The organism is Sutterella sp. (assembly GCF_052272535.1).
Lineage (GTDB): Bacteria > Pseudomonadota > Gammaproteobacteria > Burkholderiales > Burkholderiaceae_F > Sutterella.
Genome location: NZ_DAVZJY010000033.1, coordinates 1 through 14,537, shown reverse-complemented (window position 1 = coordinate 14,537; position 14,537 = coordinate 1). Strand labels below are relative to the sequence as shown.

Here is a 14,537-nt window from a genome sequence, read left to right as displayed (position 1 = left end):
CGGATGCGCCGGCTTGGGAGCGCCCTCCCCGTCATCTTCTATCCTCACTTCGGAAGTGAAGCGGTCGGGTGGGGACGCGGTACAAACGAAAGGCGCGATTTTAGCGGACCGCGCCCTTCGTCTTCAAGTCTGAGAGCTGAAAAAGACTCAGCGCTCGAGACCGTTCATGCCGTTGTTGCCGGCGGGCGGCCAGTTCTCGAGCTTGGAGCCGAGCGTGAGGCCGTGGGCGGCGAGCGTTTCCTTGATCTCGTTGAGCGACTTGCGGCCGAGGTTCGGAGTCTTGAGGAGCTCGTTCTCGGTGCGCTGGATGAGGTCGCCGATGAAGTAGATGCTCTCGGCCTTGAGGCAGTTGGCCGAACGGACCGTGAGTTCGAGGTCGTCGACCGGGCGCAGCAGGATCGGGTCGAGCGGCGGCGGATTGTTCGCGGCGGTGTCGGCCTTCTGGCCTTCGAGGCCCTGTTCCGGATGGATCGAACCGAAGACGGCGAGCTGGTCCTGGAGGATGCGCACGGACTCGCGCAGGGCCTCTTCGGGGCCGATGGCGCCGTTCGTCTCAATCGTGATCTCGAGCTTGTCGAGGTCGGTGCGCTGAGCGACGCGGGCGGCCATCACCTGGTAGGCGACGCGGCGGATCGGCGAGAAGGACGCATCCATGATGATGCGGCCGATGGAGCTCTTCGAGTAGTCGTCGCGGAAGCCGCGGACGTCGCCGGGCTGATAGCCTCGGCCCTTCTCAATCTTCACCTGCATCTCGAGGCGGCCGCCGGAGAGGTGGGCGATCACGTGCTCGGGGTTGAGGACCGTGACGTCGTGCGGAAGATCGAAGTCGGCGGCCGTGACCGTGCCTTCACCGTCCTTGCGCAGCATCACCGTGACTTCATCGCGCTTCTCGAGCTTGAAGACCACGCCCTTGAGGTTGAGCAGGATGTCGACCACGTCCTCGAGGACGCCGTCGATCTGGGAGTACTCGTGCACGATGCCGGTGATCTGCGCTTCCGTGGGGGCAAAGCCGACCATGGAGGAGAGCAGGATGCGGCGCAGGGCGTTGCCGAGCGTGTGACCGTACCCGCGCTCGAACGGTTCGAGCGTGATGACGGCCTTGTTGGGGTTCTGCGGATCAACGTCGACGTCGACGCTGGTGGGCTTGAGGAGAGCAGTGTTCGCCATCTCTTCAGTGTTCCTTCTGGTTCAATACCCTCGGCTCGTTACACCGATAAGGCTGAAAGGAAGATCATGGCCGCGGACGCAAGGAAGGCGCGACTGCGGCGGCCAGACCCTAAACAGATGCATTTTAGATGCATCGGCAAACCGGCGTCGCTCTTGAAGGGACGCCGGCTTGCCGATGAATCTCCGCCGGACGGTGAGCGGCCGGTGAAGAAGAAAACGCAGCCCGACAAAAGAGGGGCTGCGTTTTCGCCGTGTGTGCATCGATCTTTCGACCCGGAGAGCGCCGGGGTGAGCCGGCGCCCAGGGGATCCTCCCAGATCAGCGGGAGTAGCGTTCGATGATGAGCGCTTCGTTGATTTCCGGAGCGACTTCGTCGCGGGCCGGAAGGTTCTTGAAGGTGCCGGTGAACTTCTTGGCATCCACTTCAACCCAGGCCGGGAAGCCGTTCTGCTGCGCGAGGTCGAGAGCCTCGGCGATGCGGACCTGCTTCTGAGCCTTCTCGCGGACGGAGACGACGTCGCCGGCGCGGACGGAGTAGGAGGGGATGTTCACCTTGCGGCCGTTCACCACGATGGCGCCGTGGCTGACGAGCTGGCGGGCTTCCGCGCGCGTCGAGCCGAAGCCCATGCGGTAGACGACGTTGTCAAGGCGGCTCTCAAGGAGCTGAAGGAGCTTTTCGCCGGTGTTGCCGCGCAGGCGGGCAGCCTCAGCGAAGTAGCGGCGGAACTGCCGCTCGAGAACGCCGTACATGCGCTTGGCCTTCTGCGTTTCACGCATCTGGTTGCCATAGTCGGACATGCGGGCTCCGGAAATCTTGCCGTGCTGGCCCGGCTTGGAGCCGACGTCCTTGACTTTGGACTCAAACGAACGACGGGCGCTCTTCAGATTCAGGTCAATGCCTTCGCGACGCGAAAGCTTGAGCTTGGGACCGAGATATCGTGCCATTTAAAAATGCCTCTCTTATCCTGTAGGACTCCCTACATTCAGTCCGTTCCGCCTCAGCATGCGGATCCGGACGCGGGATTCAACAGAATGGAAAATTCTGGAGTGTTAGACGCGGCGACGCTTGGAGGGACGAACGCCGTTGTGCGGGATCGGGGTCACGTCCTGGATGGAGGTGACGCGGATGCCGAGCGCATTGAGCGCACGCACGGAAGACTCGCGGCCGGGACCAGGGCCCCAGATGCGGACTTCGATGTTCTTCAGGCCGTGCTCGAGAGCGATCTTGCCGGCGTGGTCCGCGGCCACCTGGGCGGCGAACGGCGTGGACTTGCGCGAGCCCTTGAAGCCCTGCGCACCCGACGACGAGGCAGCGATGGCGTTGCCCTGACGGTCGGTGATCGTCACGATCGTGTTGTTGAACGAGGCGTGAATATGAGCGATGCCTTCCGTAACGACCTTGCGGACCTTCTTGCGGGCGCGGGCGTTGGCGGAGGACTTGGTGTTGTTGCCAGCCATAACTTACCTTTAATTACTTCTTAAGCGTGACGCCAACCTTGCGCGGGCCCTTGCGGGTGCGGGCGTTGGTGCGGGTACGCTGACCACGGACCGGGAGGCCGCGGCGATGACGCATGCCGCGATAGGTGCCGAGGTCGATGAGGCGCTTGATCGAAAGCTGAATTTCACGACGGAGGTCGCCTTCGACGGTGAACTTCGAGACGGCATCGCGGATGCGTTCGAGTTCGGCGTCGGTGAGGTCCTGGACCTTCTTCGTGCAGGGGATGCCGCAGGTGTTCAGGATCAGGCGGGCGCGGGGACGGCCGATGCCATAGATGGCGGTCAGACCGATCTCAGCGTGCTGCTGCGGCGGAATATTGATACCGGCGATACGAGCCATTGTGTTACCTCTTTAGCCTTGACGCTGCTTGTGACGCGGGTCAGTGCAGATCACTCGAACAACGCCCTTGCGCTTGATGATCTTGCAGTTGCGGCACATTTTCTTAATTGAAGCTCTAACCTTCATTTAATAGTCTCCACAAGCTGATGAGCTTGGAATTTCGATGCCCACACGGCAGAAACGTCGAATAATAATCGACAATGAACGTTCGTGCAACCGAAGTGAGGCCCGGGCTTCAAGTTTTGCCTCCCAGAGGGGCTGCACGAGGTCGGAGGGCTTGAGCGGTCCCGTCGGAGTGGAGCTCCGCGGCGGCCGAGCGCCTCCAAGGTAGCCCAAAGGGCGGCCATCTGGCCGCCCTCGGGACATTTGATCTACTTCCGCAGGAAGTGGGGATCGGAGTGGACCCGTCTTTGAGGGGCGGGCCCGTCCTTTCATTACTTCCGGGACAGACCGCGGAAGTTGGTCTTCCGCAGCAGGTTTTCGTACTGGTGCGTCATCATGTACGCCTGGACCTGGCTCATGAAGTCCATCGTCACGACCACCACGATCAGCAACGAGGTGCCACCGAAGTAGAAGGGGACGTTGAACTTGAGGTTCAGGAATTCAGGCACGAGGCACACGAAAACCAGATAGGCCGCACCGCCGAGCGTCAGACGCAGCAGCACGCGGTCGATGTAGCGGGCCGTCTGGTCGCCCGGACGGATGCCGGGGATGAACGCGCCGCTCTTCTTCAGGTTCTCGGCGGTCTCCTTCGGGTTGAAGACCAACGCCGTGTAGAAGAACGCGAAGAACACGATGAGCGCTGCGTAGAGCAGCGTGTAGAGCGGCTGCCCGGGCGAGAGCGCGGCCGCGAGATCGCGGATCCAACGCGTGGAGTCGCCCGAGGTGAACCAGCCGGCGAGCGTCGCCGGGAACAGGATCAGAGACGAAGCGAAGATCGGGGGAATGACGCCCGACATGTTCATCTTGAGGGGCAGATACGAGCTCTGCCCGCCGTAGATCTTGTTGCCGATCTGGCGCTTGGCGTAGTTGACCGTGATGCGGCGCTGACCGCGTTCGACGAAGACCACGAAGGCGGTGACGGCGAGGACGATCGCGATCACGAAGATCGCGGCGAGCGGGCTGATGGCACCCGTGGAGACGAGCTGGAACAAGCCGCTCGTACCCGTCGGGAGCCCGGCCACGATGCCGGCGAAGATGATGATCGAAATGCCGTTGCCGAGACCGCGCTCGGTGATCTGCTCGCCGAGCCACATGAGGAACATGGTGCCCGTGAGCAGCGAAACGGTCGTCGTAATGCGGAAGAGGAAGCCGGGATCGACGACGAGCCCGGGTTGCGTTTCGAGCGCAACGGCGATGCCGAAGCCTTGGAAGAGACCCAGCAGCAACGTCCCGTAGCGGGTGTACTGCGTGATCTTTCTACGGCCCTGCTCGCCCTCTTTGCGGATCGCCTCAAGCGACGGCAGCACGTACGACAGCATCTGGAAAATAATAGACGCCGAGATGTACGGCATGATGCCGAGCGCGAAGACGGAGAAGCGCGAGAGGGCGCCGCCGGAGAACATGTTGAACAGCCCGAGAATGCCGCCCTGCTGCTGATTGAACAGCTGCTGGAGCATATCGGGATCAATACCGGGAACCGGCACGTGAGCGCCGATACGGTATACAACGAGTGCAAGCGCCAGGAAGATCAGGCGACCCTTGAGGTCGCCGTACTTGCTGAGGCCAGACTGCTGTTTTGAGCTGGGGCTGGTCGCCACGTCCTATCCTCTTTGCAGGTTGATCTCTTTACTCAGCGATGGAGCCGCCGGCCGCCTCGATGGCAGCGCGGGCACCCTTCGTGACGCCGAGACCGCGCACCGTCACCTTGCGGGTGATGGCACCCGACAGGATCACGCGGGCGTTCTGAGCGAGCGAGGAAACGACGCCGGCCTCCTTGAGGACGAGCAGATCGACTTCTTCAACGCCGAGACGTTCGAGATCGGAGAGGCGAACCACTTCGACGAACTTGCGGGAGAGGGACGTGAAGCCGCGCTTCGGGAGGCGGCGATACATCGGCATCTGACCGCCTTCGAAACCGACCTTGTGGAAGCCGCCGGCACGCGACTTCTGGCCCTTGTGACCGCGACCCGCGGTCTTGCCCCAGCCGCTGCCCACGCCGCGGCCGACGCGGTGGTGAGCGTGCTTCGAGCCCTCAGCGGGGCTGATGGTATTCAAACGCATTTTGGGTCATCCTTCGGATCATTCGACGCGCACGAGGTACGCGACCTTGGTGATCATGCCACGGACGGCGGGCGTGTCTTCGAGCTCGCGCGTCTGGTGGATCTTCTTCAGGCCGAGACCGAGAACGGTGGCGCGGTGATCCGCATTCGTACCGATCGGGCTCTTCACCAGAGTGACCTTGATGGTCTTCTTTTCGGACATGTCTTGGTCTCCGGATTAGCCGAGGAGCTCTTCGACCGTCTTGCCGCGCTTCGCAGCGATCTCAGCGGGGCTGCGGAGGTTGGAGAGGGCGTTGAGCGTCGCACGGACGAGGTTGTACGGATTGGTCGAGCCGTAGGCCTTCGCAACGACGTTGCGGATACCAACGGCTTCGCAGACGGCGCGCATCGGGCCGCCGGCGATCACGCCGGAGCCTTCCGGAGCCGGCATCATGATCACGCGGGAGGCGCCGTGACGGCCCTCGACGGCGTGATGCAGCGTGCCGCTCTTGAGCGGGACGCGCTTCATCGAGTGACGGGCGCGTTCCATGGCCTTCGAGACGGACTGCGGCACTTCGCGGGACTTGCCCGTGCCCATGCCGATGGAGCCGTCGCCGTCGCCCACAACGGTGAGCGCCGCGAAGGCGAGGATGCGGCCGCCCTTGACCGTCTTGGAGACGCGGTTGACCGCGATCATCTTTTCACGCAGGCCGTCGTCCTGTTCCTCGACCGCGTTTTTACCTTGAACCTTAGCCATTGCCAGCACCTCGGTTAGAACTTGAGGCCGGCTTCGCGCGCAGCTTCAGCAAGCGCGGCGACACGGCCGTGGTAACGGTAGCCAGAGCGGTCGAAGGCGCAGGTTTCGATACCGGCGGCCTTCGCCTTCTCGGCGATGCGAGCGCCAACGAGCTTGGCGGCGGCAACGTTGCCGCCACGGCCCGTCTGGTTGGCGAGCTGAGCGCGCACTTCCGGCTCGATCGTCGAGGCGGAGCAGAGCGTGCGGCCGTTGTCGGCCGAAATGATGCTGGCGTAGATGTGCAGATTGGTGCGATGGACCGTCAGGCGATCGACCTTCTGCAGCAGAATGCGGGCGCGCGTGGCGCGGGCACGACGCAGGCGGCTTTGTTTCTTGTTGATCATCTTCTAACGTCCGAATTACTTCTTCTTGGTTTCCTTGATCACAACGTGCTCGTTCGCATAGCGGACGCCCTTGCCCTTGTAGGGTTCGGGAGCACGGTAGGCGCGGATTTCCGCGGCCGTCTGACCAACCTTCTGCTTGTCGGCGCCCTTGATGACGATTTCCGTCGGGGTGGGCGTCTCGACCTTGATGCCGGCCGGCATCTGGTGCACGACCGGGTGCGAGAAGCCGAGCGACAGGTTGAGCTTGTCGCCCTGGGCCTGAGCGCGGTAGCCGACGCCGACGAGGGCGAGGCGCTTCTCAAAGCCGTGGGCGCAACCCTTGACCATGTCGTTCACGAGGGCACGCATCGTGCCGACGTTCGCGTTGGAATCGCGGGAGTCATCGAGCTGCTCGAAGTGCAGGTGGCCTTCGGCCTCCGTGACCTTGACCAGAGGAAGAACGTGCATCTTCACCTCGCCGACCGGACCCTTGACGGTCACATAGTCGGGCGTGAGGGTAACCGTCACGCCCTTGGCGAGGGCGACGGGGATCTTAGCGATACGACTCATTTCTCACTCCTCGGGTTAGGCGACGTAGCAGAGAACTTCGCCGCCGACGCCGGCCGCGCGGGCGGCGCGGTCCGTCATCACGCCCTTCGGGGTCGAAACGATCGCGATGCCGAGACCGTTCATCACCTGGGGGATGCTGTCGTGGTTCTTGTAGATGCGCAGGCCCGGACGGGACACGCGCTCGAGGCGTTCGATAACCGGGCGGCCGGCATAGTACTTGAGCGTCACGTTGAGCTCAGCCTTGCCGTTGTTGGCCGCGACTTCGTAGTTCTCGATGTAGCCTTCGTCCTTGAGGACCTTGGCGATGGCAACCTTCAGCTTCGAGGAAGGCATAACCACCGCAGCCTTGTCGACCATCTGACCGTTGCGGATGCGGGTCAGCATGTCGGCGATCGGATCACTCATACTCATTTCGCAATCTCCTCGCTTACCAGCTGGCCTTCTGGAGGCCGGGGATGTCACCGCGCATGGCGGCGTCACGGATCATTTCACGGCAAAGACCGAACTTACGGAAATTGCCACGGGGACGGCCGGTGATCGCGCAGCGGTTGCGCAGGCGGACCGGCGACGCATTGCGCGGCAGCTTTTCGAGCTGGGCGCGGGCGTCGAGACGTTCATCCATCGTGCGGGTAGCGTCGTTGATGATGGCCTTGAGGGCGGCGCGCTTGGCCGCGAACTTGGCGACCGTCGCGCGGCGCTTGGCTTCGCGGTTAATGAGAGCAAGTTTTGCCATTTTGCGTCAACCTCAGTTGCGGAACGGGAAGCTGAAACCGGAGAGGAGCGCCTTGGCTTCCTCGTCGGTCTTCGCCGTCGTGGTAATCGAAATGTTCATCCCTCGGATCGCGTCGATCTTGTCGTACTCGATTTCCGGGAAGATGATCTGTTCCTTCAGACCGATGTTGTAGTTGCCACGGCCGTCGAAAGCACGACCAGACACGCCGCGGAAGTCGCGCACGCGCGGGAAGGCAATCGTCACGAGGCGGTCGAGGAAGTCGTACATGCGCTCGCCGCGCAGCGTGACCATGCAGCCGATCGGCATGTTTTCGCGGATCTTGAAGTTCGCGATGGCCTTGCGGGTGCGGGTGACGAGCGGCTTCTGACCGGCGATCTTGGTCATGTCGCCGACGGCGTTCTCGATGTGCTTCTTGTCGTTCACGGCCTCACCGACGCCCATGTTGAGCGTGATCTTGGTGATGCGGGGAACCTGCATGACCGTCTTGTAGCCGAACTTCTTCATCAGTTCGGGAACAATGGTGTCGTGGTAAAGGGAGTTGAAACGCGACATGGTCACCCTCATTCGGCCTTGGCACCGACGACGGCGCCATTGGACTTGAACACGCGAACCTTCTTGCCATCAACTTCCTTGAAGCCGATGCGTTCGCCCTTGCCCGTTTCCGGGTTGACCAGCATGACGTTGGACTGATCGATCGGGAGGGTCTTGTCGACGATGCCGCCCTCAATGCCGGCGGCGGGGTTCGGACGAACGGCCTTCTTCACGACGTTGACGCCTTCCACGATGACGTGGCGCTCATCAACGCGGGCGATAACCGTGCCCTTGGTGCCGCGGTCGCGGCCGGCGATGACCACAACCTGGTCGCCCTTACGAATGCGCTGCATGTTCTCTCCTCGATTAGATCACTTCAGGAGCGAGGGACACGATCTTCATGAACTGCTCAGTGCGCAGTTCGCGCGTCACCGGCCCGAAGATGCGGGTGCCGATCGGCTCCAGCTTGTTGTTGAGGAGGACGGCGGCATTGCCGTCGAAGGCGATCTTCGAACCGTCGGGACGACGAACGCCGTGAGCGGTGCGGACCACAACAGCGTTGTAGACCTCGCCCTTCTTCACGCGGCCGCGCGGGGCCGCTTCCTTGACCGTCACCTTGATGACGTCGCCGATGTTGGCGTAACGGCGCTTCGAGCCGCCCAACACCTTGATACACATCACTGAACGGGCGCCCGTGTTATCGGCGACGTCCAGTCGGCTTTGCATCTGAATCATTAGTGAAAATTTCCCAACTTATTCCGCATACGCGGACAGTATTGGCCCCGTATTGCGGGGATGAGGCCCCGTGCCAGCGGTACGCGCAGCTCGTTTCGTGCACGTGCGGACACCGGACTAAGAAATGCATCGCCCGGAATCCCACCGAAAGTGGCATCCGGGCGACGGGGTGCAAATATAGCTGAGTGCTCAGCTGCTTTGCAAGCGGTTCGGGGTGTTTTTTTCACCCCTTGCGCGATTTTTTAGAGGACTTCGGCCTTCTCGAGGATCTTCGTCACCGTCCAGGAGACCGTCTTCGCGATCGGAGAGGTTTCCTGAATTTCGACGCGATCACCCTCGCCGCAGCCGAGCTCGTCGTGCGCGTGGTACTTCTTGCTCTTGACGACGTACTTGCCGTAGAGCGGGTGCTTGACCTTGCGCTCGACAAGAACGGTGACCGTCTTGTCCATCTTGTTGCTCGTCACCACGCCCTCGAGGGTGCGGGTGAGTGATTCCTTCGTCTGTTCGGTCATTTCGTGGTCGCCTTCTGGGTGAGGATGGTGCGAACGCGCGCGATGTCGCGACGCGTCTGACGCAGCGAAGCCGTGTTCGCCAACTGCTGGGTGGCCTTCTGCATGCGCAGCTTGAAGTGCGTCTTCAGAAGATCCTGCAGTTCCTGCTTGAGCTCGGTCTCACTCTTGGCACGCAGTTCATTAGCGTTCATGTCCGTGTCTCCTTGTAAATTACATGCCGACCTGGCGGACAACGAACGTCGTCTTCACGGGCAGCTTGGCGGCTGCGAGCGCGAAGGCTTCGCGGGCGAGCGACTCTTCCACGCCGTCCATTTCGTAGAGCACGCGGCCCGGCTGGACCAGCGCGACCCAGAATTCAGGATTGCCCTTACCGTTACCCATACGGACTTCGGCGGGCTTCTTCGAAATGGGCTTGTCCGGGAAGATGCGGATCCAGACGCGGCCGCCGCGCTTGATGTGGCGCGTAATGGCACGGCGCGCGGCCTCGATCTGGCGGGCCGTGATGCGGCCGCGCTCGAGCGTCTTCAGACCAAACTCACCGAAGGAAACGTTCGCACCGCGGGTGGCGAGGCCGTAGTTGCGGCCCTTCTGATCCTTGCGGTACTTGCGACGATTAGGCTGCAGCATCGTTATTCTCCGTCCTTAGCAGCCGGCTTGCGGGGAGCGCGGTCCTGCTTCATATCGTTGCGGCGGCCGTTGTTGCGGCGCGCACCGGGCTTGCCGGCACGATCACCACGGCGACCGCGGCGGTCATCGCGGGGAGCCTGAACGTCGGCGGGTTCTTCCGCGCCGAAGTTGTCTCCCTTGTAGACCCACACCTTGACGCCGACAACACCATACGTCGTGTGAGCTTCGCTCGTGGCGTAGTCGATGTTGGCGCGCAGGGTCTGCAGGGGCACGCGGCCTTCACGGTACCACTCGTCGCGGGCAATGTCCGCGCCGTTGAGACGGCCGGAGGACTGCACCTTGATGCCGAGGGCGCCGAGGCGCATGGCGTTCTGCATGGCGCGCTTCATGGCGCGGCGGAACATCACGCGCTTTTCGAGCTGCTGCGTGATGCCGTCGGCGATGAGCTTGGCGTCAAGCTCGGGACGGCGGACTTCTTCGATGTTGACGTGCACGGGCACGCCCATCATCTTCTGAACTTCAGCCTTCAGAGCTTCGATGTCGGCGCCCTGCTTGCCGATCACGATGCCCGGACGGGCCGTGAAGATCGTGATGCGCGCGTTGTTGGCCGGACGCTCGATGAGCACGCGGGAGACGGACGCATTGCGGAGCTTCTTCAGGAGGAAGGCGCGGACCTTCAGGTCCTCCTGCAGCGTGCTCGGGTAGTCGCGGCCGTTCGCGTACCAGCGCGACGTCCAGTTGCGCGTAACCGGGAGGCGGAAGCCGGTGGGATTAATTTTCTGACCCATGGTAATTCACCTGTTTCTTAGCTTTCGCCGTCGCCGACGGTGATGTAGATGTGGCTCGTCTGCTTGTTGATGCGCGTGCCGCGGCCCTTGGCGCGGGCCCCGAAACGGCGCAGCGTGGCGGCCTTCTCAACATGGATCTTCGTCACGACGAGCTCGTCGATGTCGGCGCCGAAGTTGTGCTCGGCGTTGGCGATCGCGCTCTCAAGCGCCTTGCGGACGATGCCGGCGGCGCGCTTCTGGGTGAACTCCAGAATGTTCAGCGCCTGGTCAACGGTCTTGCCGCGGATGAGATCGGCAACGAGGCGACCTTTCTGGGCGGAAAGGCGAACGCCGCGAACTTTAGCTGTCGTTTCCATTTACTTACCCACCTTCTTGTCGCCGGCAGCGTGACCCTTGAACGTGCGGGTGAGCGCAAATTCGCCGAGCTTGTGGCCGACCATGTTTTCGTTGATGTAGACCGGCACGTGCTGACGGCCGTTGTGAACGGCGATGGTCAGACCGATGAATTCCGGAACGATCGTCGAACGACGCGACCAGGTCTTGAGCGGACGCTTGTCGCGGCTCGCCTGGGCGGCTTCAACCTTCTTCATGAGGTGCCCGTCAACGAACGGGCCTTTTTTCAAAGAGCGAGACATTCTAGGGCTCCCTTACTTGCTGTAACGGCGCTGGATGATCATGGAATCCGTGCGCTTGCTGTTGCGGGTGCGGTAGCCCTTCGTGAGCTGACCCCAAGGCGTGACAGGAGCGCGGCCAGTGCCGGTCTTGCCTTCGCCGCCGCCGTGCGGATGATCCACCGGGTTCATGGCAACGCCGCGAACCGTCGGACGGATGCCGCGCCAGCGCTTCGCACCGGCCTTGCCGAGTTCGCGCAGGCTGTTCTCTTCGTTGCCGACGGTGCCGATGGTGGCGCGGCATTCGATGAGGACGCGGCGAACTTCACCGGAGCGCAGACGGACCTGAGCGTACTCGCCTTCACGGGCGATCAGCTGGCCGAAGGCACCGGCGGCGCGCACGAGCTGGGCGCCCTTGCCCGGGAGGAGCTCGATGCAGTGAATCGTCGAGCCGACCGGGATGTTGCGCAGCGGGAGCGTGTTGCCGACCTTGATCGGCGACTCGGGACCGTTGAAGATCTCCTGACCGACGGTCAGGCCCTTCGGAGCGATGATGTAGCGGCGCTCACCGTCGGCGTACAGCACGAGGGCGATGTTCGCGGAACGGTTCGGATCGTATTCAATGCGCTCGACGCGGGCGGGGATGCCGTCCTTCATGCGCTTGAAGTCGATGATGCGGTACGCACGCTTGGCACCACCACCGCGCTGACGGCAGGTGATGTGGCCGTTGTTGTTGCGGCCGTTCGTACGATTCTTCTTCTCAACGAGAGCGGCCCAGGGCTTGCCCTTGTGGAGCTCCTTGTTGACAACCTTGACCGCGTGACGGCGGCCGGGAGACGTCGGCTTGAGTTTGACGAGAGCCATTACATCACCTCTTGCTCGAACTTGATTTCCTGCCCAGCGGCGAGCGTGACGTACGCCTTGCGAACGTCGTTGCGCTTGCCCATGTAGCGGCCGAAGCGCTTCTGCTTGCCCTTCTGGTTAAGAATCTGAACAGCGCTGACCTGCACCTTGAAGAGCAGCTCAACAGCGGACTTAACTTCGGACTTCGTCGCGTCCGGGACGACGACGAAAGAGACCTGATTGTGCTTCTCACCGATCATCGTGCTCTTTTCGGAGACGATGGGGCCGACGAGCACCTTCATCAGACGTTCCTGATTCATGCCAACATCTCCTCGATCTGAGCAACAGCCGCCTTGGTGGCCACGACCTTGTCAAAGTAGAGAAGGCACAGCGGATCCGCATAGCGGGGCGTAACGACGAGCACATCCTTCAGGTTGCGCGAGGCGAGGATGATGTTGTCGTCAAGTTCTTCCTCACCAATGATGACGAGGGTGCGCGTGGTGAAGCCGAGCGTCTTGAGCTGAGCGGCGAAGTCCTTGGTCTTCGGCGTTTCAGCCTTGATCGTTTCGACGACGACGAAGCGTTCGTCCGCGACGAGCTTCGAGAAGATCGAAGCCATACCGGCACGGTACATCTTCTTGTTGACCTTCTGCGAGAAGTTTTCGTCGGGGGTGTTCGGGAAGGTGCGGCCACCACCACGCCACAGCGGCGAGGAGGTCATGCCCGAACGGGCGCGGCCGGTGCCCTTCTGGCGCCAGGGCTTCTTCGTCGAGTGGTGCACGTCGCGGCGGTTGAGCTGCGCGCGGGTGCCAAGACGAGCGTTGGCCTGGAAGGCGACCACGATCTGGTGCACCAGGGCTTCGTTGTATTCGCGACCGAACACGGCGTCGGCAGCTTCAACCTTGCCCTGTTCGTTCAGGATATTGAGTTCCATTGTTTCGCTCCTTACGCCTTAACAGCAGGACGGACGATCACTTCACCGCCCTTGGCGCCCGGAACGGCACCGCGAACCAGAAGAAGCTGACGTTCCACGTCGACACGGGCAACCACGAGGTTCTGGGTCGTGCGGCGGACGTCGCCGAGATGGCCGGCCATGCGCTTGCCGGGGAACACGCGGCCCGGGTCCTGACGGTTACCGATGGAGCCGGGAGCATTCGTCGTCACGGAGTTGCCGTGCGAAGCGCGGTTGGACGAGAAGTGGTGGCGCTTGATGGCGCCGGCAAAACCCTTACCGATGGTCGTACCCGTCACGTCGACCTTCTGGCCTTCCGTGAAGATTTCGACAGAGAGGGTCTGGCCGGGCTTGAATTCGGCGACCTTCTCCGCATCGATGCGGAACTCTTTAAGGGTGCAGGCAGCTTCGACGCCAGCCTTGGCAAACTGGCCGGCGAGCGGCTTGTTGACGCGCGAGGGCTTCTTCGTGCCGTACGCGACCTGAACGGCGGTGTAGCCGTCAGTTTCCTGCGTCTTGACCATGGTGACGCGGTTGTTCGACACGTCGAGCACGGTCACGGGAACGGAAGCGCCGTCATCCGTGAAGATACGCGTCATGCCGATCTTGCGACCGACGAGGCCGAGCTTTTCACTCATTGTTTTCTCCACCCCGGCTGCGATTGGCCGGGACCGATTTCATCAAAAATGTCCCTGACTTCTCTTCACACAGAGACGAAGGAAGTCTTCCCAAGGGGACAAGAAAGGCGCGATTCTAGCTGTACACCGGACTCCGTGCAATCGAAAGTCCGATTTTTTACAGCAAAATCTTCAAAGGTTACTGAACCTTGATCTTGACGTCCACGCCGGCCGGAAGATCGAGCTTCATGAGGGCGTCGACGGTCTTGTCGGTCGGATCGACGATGTCCATGAGGCGCTGGTGCGTACGGATCTCGAGCTGATCACGGCTCGTCTTGTTGACGTGCGGCGAGCGGAGGATGTCGAAGCGCTGGATGCGCGTGGGAAGGGGAACAGGGCCACGAACCACGGCGCCGGTGCGCTTGGCGGTGTCGACGATCTCGAGGGCGGACTGGTCGATGAGCTTGTAGTCGTAGGCCTTGAGGCGGATGCGAATGCGCTGAGACTGCATTTCGTTTTCCTAGAAAAAAGAACAGTAAAAGAACAGAGGGAGCGGAGTATACCTCCGCTCCCTCTGCCGATCAAGTCGGATGCGGGAGTTTTTCTCCCCGCGTGCACGGGGAGAAAAGCAACCGTTTTTTACTCGATGATCGTGGCGACGACGCCGGCGCCGACGGTGTGGCCGCCTTCACGG

Annotated in this window: 27 protein-coding genes; all 27 read right to left on the bottom strand. The window is 62.1% G+C overall.

Annotated elements, in window-relative coordinates:
- Nucleotides 1–147 precede the first annotated feature (147 nt).
- A complete protein-coding gene (locus ACT6Y9_RS03315; protein ID WP_295478615.1) occupies nt 148–1,167 on the bottom strand; it encodes a DNA-directed RNA polymerase subunit alpha in 1,020 nt (339 codons plus the stop codon).
- A 318-nt stretch (nt 1,168–1,485) separates the two neighbouring features.
- The gene (rpsD, locus tag ACT6Y9_RS03310; protein ID WP_295478612.1) at nt 1,486–2,112 is read right to left on the bottom strand and encodes a 30S ribosomal protein S4; all 627 of its coding nucleotides are present in this window, start codon (nt 2,110–2,112) and stop codon (nt 1,486–1,488) included.
- Between the two features lie 105 nt (nt 2,113–2,217).
- Nucleotides 2,218–2,625, bottom strand: a complete 408-nt coding sequence (rpsK, locus tag ACT6Y9_RS03305) for a 30S ribosomal protein S11 (RefSeq protein WP_295478609.1) — start codon at nt 2,623–2,625, stop codon at nt 2,218–2,220.
- A 13-nt stretch (nt 2,626–2,638) separates the two neighbouring features.
- Nucleotides 2,639–3,004, bottom strand: a complete 366-nt coding sequence (gene rpsM, locus ACT6Y9_RS03300; protein WP_295478606.1) for a 30S ribosomal protein S13 — start codon at nt 3,002–3,004, stop codon at nt 2,639–2,641.
- Between the two features lie 12 nt (nt 3,005–3,016).
- A complete protein-coding gene (gene rpmJ, locus ACT6Y9_RS03295; RefSeq protein ID WP_139688419.1) occupies nt 3,017–3,130 on the bottom strand; it encodes a 50S ribosomal protein L36 in 114 nt (37 codons plus the stop codon).
- A 308-nt stretch (nt 3,131–3,438) separates the two neighbouring features.
- On the bottom strand, nt 3,439–4,764 hold the full coding sequence (secY, locus tag ACT6Y9_RS03290) for a preprotein translocase subunit SecY (protein WP_295478601.1): 1,326 nt from the start codon (nt 4,762–4,764) through the stop codon (nt 3,439–3,441).
- Between the two features lie 28 nt (nt 4,765–4,792).
- Entirely contained in the window at nt 4,793–5,227 is a 435-nt protein-coding gene (gene rplO, locus ACT6Y9_RS03285) for a 50S ribosomal protein L15 (RefSeq protein WP_295478598.1), read from the bottom strand.
- An 18-nt stretch (nt 5,228–5,245) separates the two neighbouring features.
- On the bottom strand, nt 5,246–5,428 hold the full coding sequence (rpmD, locus tag ACT6Y9_RS03280; RefSeq protein ID WP_295478595.1) for a 50S ribosomal protein L30: 183 nt from the start codon (nt 5,426–5,428) through the stop codon (nt 5,246–5,248).
- Between the two features lie 15 nt (nt 5,429–5,443).
- Nucleotides 5,444–5,962 (bottom strand): 30S ribosomal protein S5, encoded by a 519-nt coding sequence (gene rpsE, locus ACT6Y9_RS03275; RefSeq protein ID WP_295478592.1) that lies wholly within the window; start codon nt 5,960–5,962, stop codon nt 5,444–5,446.
- A gap of 14 nt (nt 5,963–5,976) precedes the next feature.
- Nucleotides 5,977–6,342, bottom strand: a complete 366-nt coding sequence (gene rplR / locus ACT6Y9_RS03270; protein ID WP_295478684.1) for a 50S ribosomal protein L18 — start codon at nt 6,340–6,342, stop codon at nt 5,977–5,979.
- 18 nt (nt 6,343–6,360) lie between these two features.
- Complete coding sequence (gene rplF, locus ACT6Y9_RS03265; RefSeq protein ID WP_295478589.1) at nt 6,361–6,894, bottom strand: 50S ribosomal protein L6; 534 nt, start codon at nt 6,892–6,894, stop codon at nt 6,361–6,363.
- Between the two features lie 15 nt (nt 6,895–6,909).
- Nucleotides 6,910–7,305, bottom strand: coding sequence for a 30S ribosomal protein S8 (rpsH, locus tag ACT6Y9_RS03260; protein ID WP_295478586.1), 396 nt, complete (start codon nt 7,303–7,305; stop codon nt 6,910–6,912).
- Between the two features lie 16 nt (nt 7,306–7,321).
- Nucleotides 7,322–7,627 carry a 30S ribosomal protein S14 gene (gene rpsN / locus ACT6Y9_RS03255; protein ID WP_295478583.1) on the bottom strand — a complete coding sequence of 102 codons (306 nt, stop codon included), beginning with the start codon at nt 7,625–7,627 and terminating at the stop codon, nt 7,322–7,324.
- 12 nt (nt 7,628–7,639) lie between these two features.
- Nucleotides 7,640–8,179 (bottom strand): 50S ribosomal protein L5, encoded by a 540-nt coding sequence (rplE, locus tag ACT6Y9_RS03250; protein ID WP_295478579.1) that lies wholly within the window; start codon nt 8,177–8,179, stop codon nt 7,640–7,642.
- An 8-nt stretch (nt 8,180–8,187) separates the two neighbouring features.
- Nucleotides 8,188–8,511, bottom strand: coding sequence for a 50S ribosomal protein L24 (gene rplX / locus ACT6Y9_RS03245; protein ID WP_295478576.1), 324 nt, complete (start codon nt 8,509–8,511; stop codon nt 8,188–8,190).
- Between the two features lie 13 nt (nt 8,512–8,524).
- A complete protein-coding gene (rplN, locus tag ACT6Y9_RS03240; protein WP_295478573.1) occupies nt 8,525–8,893 on the bottom strand; it encodes a 50S ribosomal protein L14 in 369 nt (122 codons plus the stop codon).
- A 242-nt stretch (nt 8,894–9,135) separates the two neighbouring features.
- Nucleotides 9,136–9,405, bottom strand: coding sequence for a 30S ribosomal protein S17 (gene rpsQ / locus ACT6Y9_RS03235; protein ID WP_295478570.1), 270 nt, complete (start codon nt 9,403–9,405; stop codon nt 9,136–9,138).
- On the bottom strand, nt 9,402–9,596 hold the full coding sequence (gene rpmC, locus ACT6Y9_RS03230; RefSeq protein ID WP_295478567.1) for a 50S ribosomal protein L29: 195 nt from the start codon (nt 9,594–9,596) through the stop codon (nt 9,402–9,404). Before rpmC ends, rpsQ begins: the two co-directional genes overlap by 4 nt.
- 19 nt (nt 9,597–9,615) lie before the next feature.
- Nucleotides 9,616–10,032 carry a 50S ribosomal protein L16 gene (gene rplP, locus ACT6Y9_RS03225; RefSeq protein WP_295478564.1) on the bottom strand — a complete coding sequence of 139 codons (417 nt, stop codon included), beginning with the start codon at nt 10,030–10,032 and terminating at the stop codon, nt 9,616–9,618.
- 2 nt (nt 10,033–10,034) lie between these two features.
- On the bottom strand, nt 10,035–10,820 hold the full coding sequence (gene rpsC / locus ACT6Y9_RS03220; protein WP_295478561.1) for a 30S ribosomal protein S3: 786 nt from the start codon (nt 10,818–10,820) through the stop codon (nt 10,035–10,037).
- Nucleotides 10,821–10,837: 17 nt separating this feature from the next.
- On the bottom strand, nt 10,838–11,176 hold the full coding sequence (gene rplV, locus ACT6Y9_RS03215) for a 50S ribosomal protein L22 (RefSeq protein ID WP_295478558.1): 339 nt from the start codon (nt 11,174–11,176) through the stop codon (nt 10,838–10,840).
- Nucleotides 11,177–11,455: a 30S ribosomal protein S19 gene (rpsS, locus tag ACT6Y9_RS03210; RefSeq protein WP_295478555.1), complete on the bottom strand. Its 279-nt coding sequence runs from the start codon at nt 11,453–11,455 to the stop codon at nt 11,177–11,179.
- 12 nt (nt 11,456–11,467) lie between these two features.
- Nucleotides 11,468–12,295, bottom strand: coding sequence for a 50S ribosomal protein L2 (rplB, locus tag ACT6Y9_RS03205; protein WP_295478552.1), 828 nt, complete (start codon nt 12,293–12,295; stop codon nt 11,468–11,470).
- Nucleotides 12,295–12,594, bottom strand: coding sequence for a 50S ribosomal protein L23 (gene rplW, locus ACT6Y9_RS03200; RefSeq protein ID WP_295478549.1), 300 nt, complete (start codon nt 12,592–12,594; stop codon nt 12,295–12,297). Before rplW ends, rplB begins: the two co-directional genes overlap by 1 nt.
- On the bottom strand, nt 12,591–13,208 hold the full coding sequence (gene rplD / locus ACT6Y9_RS03195) for a 50S ribosomal protein L4 (protein ID WP_295478546.1): 618 nt from the start codon (nt 13,206–13,208) through the stop codon (nt 12,591–12,593). Before rplD ends, rplW begins: the two co-directional genes overlap by 4 nt.
- An 11-nt stretch (nt 13,209–13,219) precedes the next feature.
- Nucleotides 13,220–13,864: a 50S ribosomal protein L3 gene (gene rplC / locus ACT6Y9_RS03190; RefSeq protein WP_295478543.1), complete on the bottom strand. Its 645-nt coding sequence runs from the start codon at nt 13,862–13,864 to the stop codon at nt 13,220–13,222.
- A gap of 178 nt (nt 13,865–14,042) precedes the next feature.
- Nucleotides 14,043–14,354: a 30S ribosomal protein S10 gene (rpsJ, locus tag ACT6Y9_RS03185; protein WP_005431601.1), complete on the bottom strand. Its 312-nt coding sequence runs from the start codon at nt 14,352–14,354 to the stop codon at nt 14,043–14,045.
- Nucleotides 14,355–14,537 lie beyond the last annotated feature (183 nt).